The following is an 11783-nucleotide window of genomic DNA, read 5'->3' on the forward strand; positions in this document are numbered from 1 at the left end:
GATCCATTTAGTTGTCTGCGCCGCTAGGGAAACTCGTTGTGGCGAGCCTCAGCGTACGTCAGCCAAATTCGGTGCTCACGTCATGGTGAAATAAAAAAACCCCTGCAAGCAAACTTGCAGAGGTTTTTTTTGCATCAGGCAATACGCCCGATAAGCAATCTTACATCATGCCGCCCATACCACCCATGCCGCCCATGCCGCCCATATCACCCATGCCGCCGGCTGCTTTGTCTTCCGACAATTCTGCAACCAGTGCATCGGTAGTCAGGATCAGACCGGCAACCGATGCGGCATTTTGCAATGCCGAACGAGTGACTTTAGCTGGATCGAGAATACCCATTTCTATCATGTCGCCATATGTATCATTGGCAGCATTGAAACCGAAGTTGCCTGTGCCATTGATGATGGCATTGACGACGACGCTAGGCTCGCCACCGGCATTGGCAACGATTTCGCGCAATGGCGCTTCGATCGCTTTCAATACCAGTTTGATACCGGCTTCTTGATCAGGATTGTCGCCTTTGATGACGCCGGCTGCTTGACGAGCGCGCAACAGAGCAACGCCGCCGCCAGGAACAATACCTTCTTCAACGGCAGCGCGTGTTGCATGCAATGCATCTTCAACGCGTGCTTTTTTCTCTTTCATTTCAACTTCAGTTGCGGCACCAACTTTGATGACTGCAACGCCGCCAGCCAATTTGGCTACGCGTTCTTGCAATTTTTCGCGGTCGTAGTCGGAACTGGCTTCTTCGATTTGCGCGCGGATTTGTTTAACGCGGGCTTCGATACCAACAGCTTGACCGGCACCGTCGATGACCGTGGTGTTTTCTTTACCGATTTCGATGCGTTTAGCTTGGCCGAGGTCAGCCAAAGTGGCTTTTTCCAGCGTCAGGCCAACTTCTTCAGCGATGACTTGGCCACCGGTCAGGATAGCGATGTCTTCGAGCATGGCTTTGCGGCGATCGCCGAAACCAGGTGCTTTGACAGCAGCAGTTTTCAAAATGCCGCGGATGTTGTTGACTACCAAAGTAGCCAAGGCTTCGCCATCGACATCTTCAGCGATGATCAGCAATGGACGACCGGCTTTAGCAACTTGTTCCAAGATTGGCAACAGATCACGGATGTTCGAGATTTTTTTGTCGAACAGCAGGACGAAAGGATTTTCCAGAATCACTGATTGTTTTTCCGGATTGTTGATGAAGTATGGCGACAAGTAGCCGCGGTCGAACTGCATACCTTCAACGATGTCGAGTTCATTGTCGAGCGATTTGCCATCTTCAACAGTGATCACGCCTTCTTTACCGACTTTGTCCATCGCACGGGCGATGATGTCGCCGATGTTTTGATCGGAATTGGCCGAGATCGAACCGACTTGAGCGATTTCTTTGTTGGTGGTAGTTGGACGCGACAGTGCTTTAACTTCAGCAACGATGGCGACGACAGCTTTGTCGATACCGCGTTTCAGATCGGTTGGATTGAAACCGGCGGCAACGTATTTGAAGCCTTCGCGAACGATGGCTTGTGCCAGTACAGTTGCGGTTGTTGTGCCGTCACCAGCGTTGTCGGAAGTGCGCGAAGCAACTTCTTTAACCAACTGTGCGCCCATGTTTTCGAGCTTGCATTTGAGTTCGATTTCTTTAGCAACAGAAACACCATCTTTAGTCACTGTCGGCGCGCCGAACGAGCGTTCCAACACCACGTTGCGACCTTTAGGGCCCAAAGTGACTTTTACTGCATTGGCGAGGATATTGACGCCATTGACGATTTTTGCACGTGCTTCATCGCCAAATATTACTTGCTTAGCTGCCATGTTATTTTCTCCGAAATAAGGGAATACGATCAGTTACAAGGGTGCGGAATTACTTCTGCACGATGGCGAAGATGTCTTCTTCGCGCATAACCAAGACTTCATTGCCGTCAATTTTGACAGCTTGACCGGAATATTTACCAAACAATACGCGATCGCCGACTTTGACTTCCAGGGCGCGCAAAGTACCGTTTTCGAGTTGTTTGCCTGTACCAACAGCCAATACTTCACCTTGATCTGGCTTTTCAGCAGCAGCGTCAGGCAGAACGATACCGGATGCAGTTTTTGTTTCTTGATCCAGACGTTTGACGATCAAACGATCATACAGGGGACGAAGGTTCATACAAGCTCCTTAATTTGCGAGTAATTAATAGGGAATGAAATAGTAGCCGGGGAAAAGCTGTTAGCACTCTCTCCCGTCGAGTGCTAATTATATGGGCGACCTGCAAGCATTTCAAGCAACAAAAATCAACTAAATCAATTTTTCTTTTAAAAACAGTGAGTTATGCTGCGAAGAATCTTAAGGAAAACATCCGTTATTCAATGCAGCGGCAGGGTTTTGCTCTGCCTACCTGCCGCTTATTAACGGCTAGTAAGGAATTTACCAAGCATTTTTCGCAATCGGACAGTGAAAAAACATTAAAAAATTAATCTATTTGATCGATTTTCCCGTTGAATTTGTGATTTTTTGTCACGAAGCTACATTTCCTTGTGAAAACGTACAAAATGAGCGTGTGCGTATTTTTAAATAGTAATGCTCAGTCGCAACGTAGCGCGTACTGGCGTAGTGGAGGTCGTGATGGGTGGGTATCGTTTGTTGCATCAGTTGGTACTTTGCCTGCTCTTGGCAATGCCAGCCTGTGTCTCAGCGATGACAGTGGCGTTTATCAATCCTGGCAAGTCTGATGAAATTTTTTGGCTGACTGCCTCGCACAGCATGAGCGCTGCCGCCCATAGCCTGGGAATTCGGCTGGAAGTCTTGTATGCGCAGCGCGACCATTTACAAGTGGTGCAATTGGCGCGGCAATTGGCCGCCCGCACGCCGCTGCAGCGACCCGAATATGTCATTTTGTCGAATGATTATGGCGTTGCGGCAGAAGCCATCCGCATTCTCGACGGTGCCGGCATTAAAACCTTTCTTGCTTTCAGCGGCATTCGCGATCCGCAAGAACGGCAGCGCATCGGCTTGCCGCGTACTAAGTATCCGGGCTGGTTAGGCAGTTTGGAACCGCTGACGGCCGAGAGTGGTTATCTGACGGCGCGCGCCTTGATTGCCCGTGGTAATGCCGAGCACTGGCAAGACCCAGAAGGGCGCTTGCACCTGTTAGTCATCGCCGGTGACCGCTCGACTACCACTTCGCTCAAACGCAATGAAGGCATGCGTCGTGCCGTGGTCGAAGCCGGAAATGTGGTGATCGATCAAGAAATCTATGGTGAGTGGGCGCGCGCCAAAGCTGAAGAGCAAAGTCAGTGGTTGTATCAGCGCTATCCGCAAGCGCGTTTGATTTGGTCTGGCAATGATTTGATGGCCTTCGGGGCGATGAACAGTTGGCGTTTGCGTGGAGGCAAGCCTGGCGTCGATGCCCACTTCAGCGCCATTAACACCTCCGACGAAGCCTTGACGGCGTTGCAAAGTGGCAGCATCAGCGCTTTGGCTGGCGGTCACTTCATCGCCGGCGCATTTGCTTTGGTGATGCTTTACGATTACCACAATGGCAAAGATTTCAGTCAGGAAGGCTTGGAGCAGGAGCGCTCGATGTCGATCTTATTCAGTCGCGACGATGCGCGGCGCTTCAAGCAATTGTTTGGCGACCTTGATTTTGATCGAGTGGATTTCCGAAAATTCAGCCGAGTCTTGCATCCGGCCAGCACCGATTACACATTCAATTTTCGTGCTTTGTTGTCTGCTGGCAAGGAGCGTAAATGAGCATTACCCCCTTGCAACCAATAGCCGGCTTATTGATACGACGTGTGTTCAAATGGGTCATGCTGGCCATCATCGCTTTCAGCAGCCTGCAGGCTTGGCTCAATTACCGGGCGATTGAAAAGAATTTTGACATGACCATCAATGATGTCGTGCAAACGCACCTGCCCTTATTGTCATTGGCGATCTGGGATATTGAACCGCAGGCGATACAAAAGCAAATCGGCTTGCTGGTGAAAAACAGCCCTATCATTTACGCACATATTCGTGCCTCTACCGGTCAGCAATTCGAAGGTGGGCGTCGTGAATTGCGCAGCAACGGGCAAATATTGCAATTTGACATACCCGCGCAAACCGAGGGCACCGCAGCCTTGGGCGTGCTGGAGCTGGTGATAGACCGCAGCCGCTTGCGCGAAGAATTGCTGCGCAATTTCATCGTCGTATTCATTGAAGTGCTGGTACTGGCCATCTTCATCCTGATCGCCTTGGTCGCGGTATTGCGGCAGGATTTGCAAAGACCGATGCGGCAACTGGCCGATTTCGTTAAAAATTTACAAGCCAATCAAATTTCCACGCCGCTGGCTTTGGATTTGCCGCCCGGCCATGCCTACAATGAAATTGATCTTGTCATCGATGGTTTCCGAACCATGCAAGAGAGCATACAAAAACATATTTCGCAGCAAGATCAGTTGGTGTTGCAACGCACCGAGCAACTCGAAAACGCCATGTCTACGTTGGAAAAATTGTCGATTACCGATGGCTTGACCGCTTGTTACAACCGCTTGCTGTTCAATCAGCGTATGCCGACCGAAATGCAGCGTGCGACGCGCTATGTGCGCGAACTGTCAGTGCTGTTTTGTGATATCGATTTTTTCAAACGCGTCAACGATAGCTATGGCCATGCGGTTGGAGACAAAGTCTTGGTTTCTTTTGCCAACTGCATCAAAGATAATTTGCGCTCTGACTCAGATTGGGTAGTCCGTTATGGCGGGGAAGAATTCGTCGTTGTGTTGCCGGAAACCAGCTTGATCGCCGCCGTCGAGGTGGCCGAGCGCATGCGTGCCGCGGTTGAACAGGCCTTGGTCGTGCCGCTGGCAGACGGCACGATGCTGCAGATTACCGCCAGCTTCGGTGTGGCACAAAAAAAACCCATCGATACACTGGAAAATTTCATGCAGCGCGCCGACCAAGCCCTATATGTGGCCAAGAATCATGGTCGCAATCGGGTGCAAGCCGCGGATGGCCGCGTCACACTCAGAGAGATTCGCGACCGCGCGTCCTGAGCGGCGCTGCAACTGGGTGTAAGACCGCTTGGGCGGCACCAAGCAACTTGGCTGACAGGCGCTGCAGGCGCGGTGTCTGCACCTTCCACTGGTGCCAATACAAGGCTATATCGACGCTGCTGTGCGGCATCAGCCTTACCAACTCTGCCATGTCCGGTCCAGTCAGCATGACTTCGGGTATCAAACCCCAGCCCAGTCCGAGCACAATCGATTGATTATAAGCACCTGTCGCGGGAATGAAATGACTGGGGTAGCTGGCGCTCGGCAGGCCGAAATGGCTTTGCAAAAAAGTGCTTTGCAAGCTGTCTTTGCGGTTGAAACAGAGTACAGGTGCCAGCGCCGCACTGCTGCGCGTCATCCCCATCGGAAACCAACGCGCACAGTAAGCTTTGCTGGCTACAGCGTGATAACGCATGATGCCCAGAGCCATAGTATGGCAACCACGCATGCTGTCGGCTTCGGCAGAAATGCAACCGAGCACCAAGCCTTGTTCCAGCAGGGCATGGGTATGGTCTTGATCATCGATGATCAGTTCGAGCAAAATATTTTCCGCGATCAAAAAATCTGCCAGCCCCGGTAACATCCAGCTACCAACGCTATCGGCATTCACACCCAAGCTTACGCGCAGCGCAGAATGTCGCTCTCCTGCATATTCGGAGTGCAAATCCTGCTCCATTTCTTTGACTCGTCGCAAATGCTGCAAGAGCTTTTGCCCGGCCGGCGTCGCCCGGCAAGGACGGCTGCGCGTCATCAGCGTGACCCCAAGAGCGCTTTCCAAGGCCTTCAGCCTTTGCGACACGGCCGAACTGGTCAGGTGCAAAGCTTGTGCCGCCGCTTCAAAACTGCCGCTGTCGATCACACTGAGAAAGGCTTGCGCTTGCTTGCTGTCGAGGTGAAAGGCGGTTTGGCTGAGGAAAGTCATGATTAAGAAATTTTAATGAAATCGGAAATATTTTAAATTTACTTTAACTTCTCACTTTTAAAAAGCACAATCTGTCTTCCATTCTCACCAGAAAGTTTTTTTATGTGGCTATTTTTTTTCAAGGGCATGAGTTTGAGCGCAGGATTAATCCTTTCCATAGGCTCACAAAATGCCCACGTGTTGCGCATCGGCATTCGGCGTGAGCACGTCGGTTTGACCGTATTGATCTGCATACTCTGCGAAGCGGTCTTGATCTTATTCGGCGTGGCTGGCATGGGCAGTCTGATCAGCCGGCATCCGGCCGCACTCGATGCGGCCCGCTTTGGTGGTGCGGCCTTTCTTACTTGGTATGGTTGGCGCGCTTGGCGGGCCGCATGGCAGGCACAAACGCTGCGTGCCGACCCGCGCGGCCTCAAGCTTGATCGACGCACGGCCAGTTTAGCGGTGTTGGCCGTTACCTTGCTCAACCCGCATGTGTATCTCGATACCGTCATCTTGCTCGGTGCTGTAGCTGCACAGCAAGGGTTGCTTGGTCAATACTGGTTTGCTGCGGGGGCCATCTGTAATGCCGTCGTGTGGTTTCTGGCCTTGGGTTTCGGTGCCCGCTGGTTAGCTCCACTGTTCGCGCTCCCGCGTGCTTGGCAAATTCTCGATGTTGGTGTGGCTGTGCTGATGTGGGGCTTGGCACTCAATCTCTTATTCCACCGTTTGCCGCTGTAGTGCAATGGCTGGTGCACGCGCCTGATCGGCTTGCGCTACCTTGGAAAGTATTTGCTCCATGGTCCAGTGTCGCGTGATCCAGATCGTCAAGGCGGTGCCCGATAACTGTCGCCACAGCATGCCGGTGTGTTGCAGGTGGCCATGTTGGTAGGCGGAAGCGATACGCCAGGCAAAGATGCTCGAAGGCGGCGGTGCTTCGAGCGTCGCGGCGGCCAGCAGGTAGGAGAAGGGATCGAGTACTTCGAGTAACGGTTCGCCTGCGCAACCAGCGGCTGCCCACAGCGCTTGCTGCTGCATACGGTCGATGGATACTGCTGCTAAATCAGGCGTGCCGCCGAGTTCGCGCAAGCCGTAATAATACAGTGCCCAAGGGGTGGCTGCGAGCATCGCTAGGCACATAAAAGCCAATACTGCGAGGCGGATTTGATTGATTGTTTTCATCAGATTTCTATTCTATCGCAAATTTTTTCTGCCACGCAGCGCAGGCCTGTTCCCAAAAATGGCCGATATCCGTCGCGCTGCCGGGCAGTAACAAGCCCAGATGGCGTGCGGCAGGCAGCAAGGCTTCTTGCAGCAAATCATTATCACCGCGATCGAAGCCCAGCGCGCCGGTTTGCTTCGACAATTTTTCTCCTTGCTCATTGCACACGACCGGCACGTGCAGATAGCGCGGCTGCGGCAATTGTAACAACTGTTGCAGATAAATTTGCCGTGCGGTCGAATCGATCAAGTCGGCACCACGCACCACATCGGTGATGCCTTGCGCGCCATCATCAACGACGACCGCCAGTTGATAAGCCCAGAATCCATCGCCGCGGCGCAATATGAAGTCACCGGTTTGATGGCTCAGATCCTGAATTTTTTTGCCATACCAAGAGTCATCGAAACTGATGATGGCCGCAGGCTGTGGCGGCACGCGCAAGCGCCAGGAGCGTGCACGCTTCCCAGTTGCCAAGCCATTGCGACAAGTGCCAGGGTACACCGGCAAGGCCGCCGCCGCGCTGTGCCTTTGAGAGTCGGCAATTTCCTTGCGTGAGCAGGCGCAGGGATACACCAAGCTGCCAAGTTGATCGAAGGCCGCTTGATACAGCGCTTGGCGCTGACTCTGCCAAGTGACTGCGGCATGGCTGAGCATGCCGCAGCGTTGCAGCGACTGTAGAATATGTGTGTCGGCACCGGCTACCTGGCGATCGATGTCCAAATCTTCTATGCGTATCAGCCATTGTCCTTGGTGGGCGCGGGCATCGAGATAACTGGCCATGGCGGCAACCAATGAGCCCATGTGCAATGGTCCGGTCGGCGAGGGCGCGAAGCGTCCGAGATAAGGCGGGCGCATGCTGTTAATTTCCTAATAGCATACGTTGCACGACCGGGTCTTGCAGCTTCTGTAAAAACCAGTGCAAGGCCTTACCTCTGTTCGAGCTACGCCAGACGATGCGATTGCTGCCGATCAGCCGGTGGCCCTCGGTTTGTTTCTCTACCAAACTACCGTTGTTCAAATGCGGCAGGGCCAAACGACGTGGCAAGTGGCCACAACCGAGGCCGGCCAATTGCGCCGATAATTTCGCCGCAATCGAGGGTACGGTCAGGGTATCTTGGCCACGCAACAAGCCGGCCGTCATGCTCGGCAAGTCCAGACCGGTATCCCCGACCGCAATCGCCCTGTGGGTTTGAATCATTTCATGCGTCAGCGGTTCGCTGGCATGCGCGAGCGGATGTTGGGGGGCCACCGCGAACACCCAATCGATGCTGCCGAGTACGCGGGTGTGAAATTCTCCTTGGGTGCGGATCGCCTCCGGGCCATCAAAGGCGGCACCGATGGCTAAATCGGCACGGCCCGAGACCATGCTTTCCCACACACCCGATAAAATCTCTTGAGAGATGCGTAAGCGCGTGCCGCAAGCTTGTTGTTCAAATTCTTTGATCAATGGCAGTAAATCATCGAAGGCAATCACACCATCGAGGACGATGCGCAGCTCGGCTTCCCAACCGCTGGCGGCGCGTTTCACGCGGTTTTCCAACTCTTGTGCGGCGTTCAGCAAGTGCCGTCCCTGCAGCAACAACTCTTGCCCGGCAATCGTGAGTTTGGCACGGTGGCCGCGTCGGTCATACAGCAGCACATCAAGATCTTCCTCCAGCTTACGGATGCTGTAAGTGATCGCCGATGGAACTTTATCGAGGGCGGCAGCGGCGGCGGCAAAGCTGCCTTTGCGCTCAATCGCATCGAGAATTTGCAGGGCTTCGAGCGTCAGGTTCATTGTTGTTGAAAAAATTTGAATGATATATAGGAAATTTTACTCTTATCGGCTTCTTGCTGCTGGTCTATAGTGTGATCCATAGCATCAAATTAACGTGATTTCAGGAGAATCAGATGATTACACTCAGAGCTGCCGGTCAACGTGGTTATGCCGAACATGGCTGGCTCAAGTCCAAGCACAGTTTTTCTTTCGCCGAATATTATGATCCTGCCCACATGGGTTTCGGTCCGCTGCGTGTCATCAATGATGATTGGATCGCTCCCGGCATGGGCTTCGGCACGCATCCGCACAAAGATATGGAAATCATCACCTATGTGCTCGAAGGCGCGATTGCTCATAAAGATAGCATGGACAATGGCAGCACGATACACCCCGGGAATGTGCAATACATGAGTGCCGGCACCGGTGTGCGGCACTCTGAGTTCAATCCCGATGCGGCCACGCCTACCCGGTTGCTGCAAATCTGGATACAACCGAATGTGCTGGGCCAGCCGCCGCGCTATCAAGAACAAATCTTCAGCCGCGCCGATAAAGATGGTCGTCTGTGCCTGGTCGTTTCCCCAGATGGCAGTGCTGATTCTATCGCAATCCGTCAGGATGCGCGCCTGTACATAGGCTTGTTCGATGGCGTGCAAACGACCGAATTGGCCTTGGCAGCAGAGCGCTTGACGTATGTGCACTTGGCACGCGGCAGCTTGACCGTAAACGGTATCGCGCTCAAAGAAGGCGACGCCTTGAAATTGCAAGACGAGAGTTTGTTACAGATTTCAGCAGGACACGAGGCCGAAGTACTGGTCTTTGATTTGCCGACGTAAGCGCGGTTTTTTCTTTATCTCACCAACGAAACAGGGAGCAAATGATGACAACAGTAGCAATTGTGTACCATTCCGGCTACGGCCACACTACTCAAACCGCCCAAGCAGTACAGAGCGGTGCCAGCGCCACCGGCGCCAGCAGCGAATTGATCGCCATCGATGCCGAAGGCAATATCACTGAAGCGCAATGGGCCAGTCTGGCTGCTGCCGATGCCATCGTCTTCGGTTCGCCGACTTACATGGGTACCGTATCGTGGCAGTTCAAGAAATTTGCCGATGCCAGTTCCAAGCCATGGTATAGCCAAGTATGGAAAGATAAAATCGCCGCCGGCTTCACCAATTCCGCCAGCATGAATGGCGATAAGCTGGCTACCTTGCAAACTTTGTTTACCTTATCGCAGCAGCATTCGATGATTTGGGTCGGCACTGGTCTGATGCCAGCGAACAGCAAAGCAGCGCAACGCAACGACATCAATTATTTGGGTAGCTTCAGCGGTTTGATGACGCAGTCGCCATCCGATGCGTCGCCGCAAGAAGGACCTTTGCCGGGCGATTTGGAAACAGCGAAATTATTTGGCCAACGGATTGCCGAAGTGGCGAAAAAACTGCGCTGATCGCGCATTCGCGCCTGCGACCGGAACGGCAGCGTCCCTCAGCAGGCGCAGTTGCACTACTGATTGAGCACGATTTTCTGCGTCGCCGGTTCGCGCGCGAGCAGAAAACGCTGTATCGATTCCACCGTCACCGTATCAATTTGTCCGGCCATGCGACGATTGAAGGGTTGGTCGGCGAAACTGATATTGGCACGAAACAAACGCGCACCGAGCCGCGTGGCGGCGTCGATGTGCAGCGTGTCGGGCGTATAGCCGGCTGCTTTGAGCCAAGCCTGCGCCATATCGCGTCGATTAATATGCAGATCGCTGGCGCTGGCGGCGGCCAGTACTTCGAGTATCCATTGGTTAGAATTTTGATAGTCAGCGGCGAACGGATAGGCCAGCATATTGTAATGCGGGTCGTGCAGCCGGCGGGCGTTGCCATTGCTGAGAGCTTGCGCGATTTGCTGTTGCAGGGCCGGTGGCGGGATCAGAATCAGCGCTTCATAGGCGAACACATCGTCGAGAAAAAAATTCCCCACACCCTCATTGAACAAATCTGAGGCGGCAGTGCCGCATTGGTTCAATTCGTGCGTAATCAACCAGCGTCCATCCTGCTGTTTGCGGGCGAATGCCAGATGCGAATAGCGCACATGGTAGGCCGATAAATCTTGCCCTACCCGCGCCAGCAGCACCAACTCGGCTTGACTGGCATCGAGCCGCTGGCTGGTTTTTTGCGCGAACTCGAGTGCCTGCATGATTTTGCGCGCATCTTGGGGCGGACTATCACAGGCGCGGCCGGCCTGCGCCAAACCGCTCTGGCATAGCCACAGCAGCACGAGTGTGCGGCAAAAACGCCGCATCATGGCGCTTTACTATGCTGCAGCAAGGCTTTGCCGGCTTCATTGGGAATGAAGGCGAGCGCTTTGCCGGCGGCAATCAGCAGATAACCGGTGGCCGTAGCGCTGACTTCGATGACTGCGCCGCTGACGAGGGCCGCTTTCTCTATCCCTTGACCGGATAGTTTGATGGTCGTGCTCGCTGCTGTGCCTGAGGCCTTGAGCACTACCAGCATGCCATCGGCCAGATGCTGCACACTGTCGACGACAAGGCTGGCACCACCGGCCACCACCGACAGACTGCCCAAGACCACGATGCCGGCACCGACCGAGACATTTTCCGAGCCAGCCGAGGCGGCGCAAGACGGACAATCCGCCGCCTGTGCGGTGGGCAGCAGTGCCGCCAAGATGAGGCTCATGAGCAAACTGTGTGTGAGACGAGAAAACATGCTGAGTTCCGATGCATTGTGAAGTAGACAAAAACGTAACATGCCAGTAAATTCAAAAAAACACAAATACATTTATCAAAAATCTGACTAGGGTTGGAAACCCCGGCCTTCAGAGGCTGTCGCAAAAGGGTATTGAGTCGGTGTCATTACCCTAACTGGTGGCCACGTCATTC

The 11783-nt window shown here is 53.5% G+C and carries 13 protein-coding genes; 5 read left to right on the forward strand and 8 right to left on the reverse strand.

Features of this window, described 5'->3' with window-relative positions; genetic code table 11:
- Window positions 1–160 precede the first annotated feature (160 nt).
- Entirely contained in the window at window positions 161–1810 is a 1650-nt protein-coding gene (gene groL / locus QN359_RS10395; protein ID WP_322249401.1) for a chaperonin GroEL, read from the reverse strand.
- 49 nt (window positions 1811–1859) lie between these two features.
- On the reverse strand, window positions 1860–2150 hold the full coding sequence (groES, locus tag QN359_RS10400) for a co-chaperone GroES (RefSeq protein WP_322249400.1): 291 nt from the start codon (window positions 2148–2150) through the stop codon (window positions 1860–1862).
- Between the two features lie 411 nt (window positions 2151–2561).
- On the opposite strand from groES, the gene QN359_RS10405 reads away from it, so the two are divergent.
- Window positions 2562–3734: an ABC transporter substrate-binding protein gene (locus QN359_RS10405; protein ID WP_322249399.1), complete on the forward strand. Its 1173-nt coding sequence runs from the start codon at window positions 2562–2564 to the stop codon at window positions 3732–3734.
- Entirely contained in the window at window positions 3731–5014 is a 1284-nt protein-coding gene (locus QN359_RS10410) for a diguanylate cyclase (protein ID WP_322249398.1), read from the forward strand. Before QN359_RS10405 ends, QN359_RS10410 begins: the two co-directional genes overlap by 4 nt.
- Here the strand turns inward: QN359_RS10410 and argP are convergent.
- Window positions 4986–5936, reverse strand: a complete 951-nt coding sequence (gene argP, locus QN359_RS10415; RefSeq protein WP_322249397.1) for an HTH-type transcriptional regulator ArgP — start codon at window positions 5934–5936, stop codon at window positions 4986–4988. The genes QN359_RS10410 and argP overlap by 29 nt on opposite strands.
- 126 nt (window positions 5937–6062) lie before the next feature.
- Here argP and QN359_RS10420 point away from each other — a divergent pair, with 126 nt between their 5' ends.
- The gene (locus QN359_RS10420; protein WP_322251018.1) at window positions 6063–6656 is read left to right on the forward strand and encodes a LysE/ArgO family amino acid transporter; all 594 of its coding nucleotides are present in this window, start codon (window positions 6063–6065) and stop codon (window positions 6654–6656) included.
- On the opposite strand, the gene QN359_RS10425 is transcribed toward QN359_RS10420, so the two are convergent.
- The 3 genes from QN359_RS10425 to QN359_RS10435 are packed head-to-tail and all read right to left on the reverse strand — an operon-like array spanning window position 6633 to window position 8914.
- Window positions 6633–7097, reverse strand: coding sequence for a hypothetical protein (locus QN359_RS10425; protein ID WP_322249396.1), 465 nt, complete (start codon window positions 7095–7097; stop codon window positions 6633–6635). The two genes, QN359_RS10420 and QN359_RS10425, sit on opposite strands and share 24 nt — an antisense overlap.
- Window positions 7098–7104: 7 nt before the next feature.
- Window positions 7105–7992 carry a tRNA glutamyl-Q(34) synthetase GluQRS gene (gene gluQRS / locus QN359_RS10430; protein WP_322249395.1) on the reverse strand — a complete coding sequence of 296 codons (888 nt, stop codon included), beginning with the start codon at window positions 7990–7992 and terminating at the stop codon, window positions 7105–7107.
- A gap of 4 nt (window positions 7993–7996) precedes the next feature.
- Complete coding sequence (locus tag QN359_RS10435; RefSeq protein WP_322249394.1) at window positions 7997–8914, reverse strand: LysR family transcriptional regulator; 918 nt, start codon at window positions 8912–8914, stop codon at window positions 7997–7999.
- A 113-nt stretch (window positions 8915–9027) separates the two neighbouring features.
- Between QN359_RS10435 and QN359_RS10440 the strand changes: the two genes are divergently transcribed.
- Together QN359_RS10440 and QN359_RS10445 are read left to right on the forward strand one after the other, a co-directional pair.
- Window positions 9028–9729 carry a pirin family protein gene (locus tag QN359_RS10440; RefSeq protein WP_322249393.1) on the forward strand — a complete coding sequence of 234 codons (702 nt, stop codon included), beginning with the start codon at window positions 9028–9030 and terminating at the stop codon, window positions 9727–9729.
- Window positions 9730–9773: 44 nt separating this feature from the next.
- The gene (locus QN359_RS10445; protein ID WP_322249392.1) at window positions 9774–10343 is read left to right on the forward strand and encodes a flavodoxin family protein; all 570 of its coding nucleotides are present in this window, start codon (window positions 9774–9776) and stop codon (window positions 10341–10343) included.
- A gap of 56 nt (window positions 10344–10399) precedes the next feature.
- On the opposite strand, the gene QN359_RS10450 is transcribed toward QN359_RS10445, so the two are convergent.
- Both QN359_RS10450 and QN359_RS10455 read right to left on the reverse strand, forming a co-directional pair.
- Window positions 10400–11188 (reverse strand): DUF2145 domain-containing protein, encoded by a 789-nt coding sequence (locus QN359_RS10450; RefSeq protein WP_322249391.1) that lies wholly within the window; start codon window positions 11186–11188, stop codon window positions 10400–10402.
- Entirely contained in the window at window positions 11185–11610 is a 426-nt protein-coding gene (locus tag QN359_RS10455) for a hypothetical protein (RefSeq protein WP_322249390.1), read from the reverse strand. Before QN359_RS10455 ends, QN359_RS10450 begins: the two co-directional genes overlap by 4 nt.
- Window positions 11611–11783: the final 173 nt, after the last annotated feature.

It is taken from the genome of Undibacterium sp. 5I2 (assembly GCF_035019605.1).
GTDB lineage: Bacteria > Pseudomonadota > Gammaproteobacteria > Burkholderiales > Burkholderiaceae_D > Undibacterium.